Origin of the sequence: Legionella bozemanae, assembly GCF_001648595.1 — a bacterium.
GTDB lineage: Bacteria > Pseudomonadota > Gammaproteobacteria > Legionellales > Legionellaceae > Legionella > Legionella bozemanae.
The window spans coordinates 1-542 of the sequence record NZ_LBAW01000105.1; the positions used below are offsets into that span (position 1 = coordinate 1).

The following is a 542-nucleotide window of genomic DNA, read 5'->3' on the forward strand; positions in this document are numbered from 1 at the left end:
AGTTCTTGGTAGTTAAATCCTTGTGTTAAATTTTTATCAATTAAAATTGCATCATAACGTCTCATTAAAGCAAGTTCCAAACCTGAGTTCCCATCACAGGCCATATCCACCTTATGGTTCAAATTTTGCAATTGTGCACGCAAGAGAATGCGTTCACCTAATGAATCATCGATTACTAAAAAAAGTAAAGTATCGACCATAAGACACCTCATATCACTCCCTTGCACCATCGAGTTATCCCTCTTTCGTTATTCCTATGCCTCTTGAATGTCTGCATGTCCTTTATGAGAATTCAAGAGTCGCAATCCATTTGCTACAACAATTAAACTAGCCCCCATATCCGCAAAAACAGCCATCCAAAGAGTGGCAATACCTCCAAGTGCTAAAATAAAAAATACTCCTTTAATAGCGATGGATAAACTAATGTTTTGTCGAAGAATTCTTGCTGTGTTGCGGCTCAAATCAATATATAAAGGCAGCATGGCCAAATTATCATTCATTAACGCTACATCGGCCGTTTCCAATGCCGTATCCGTCCCTTT

The 542-nt window shown here is 38.4% G+C and carries 2 pseudogenes; both read right to left on the bottom strand.

What is annotated here, in order from left to right:
• Nucleotides 1-200 (bottom strand): annotated as a pseudogene (locus A8O27_RS18255) (response regulator); the annotation flags it as partial.
• Between the two features lie 54 nt (nucleotides 201-254).
• A pseudogene (locus tag A8O27_RS18955) lies at nucleotides 255-542 on the bottom strand (heavy metal translocating P-type ATPase); the annotation flags it as partial.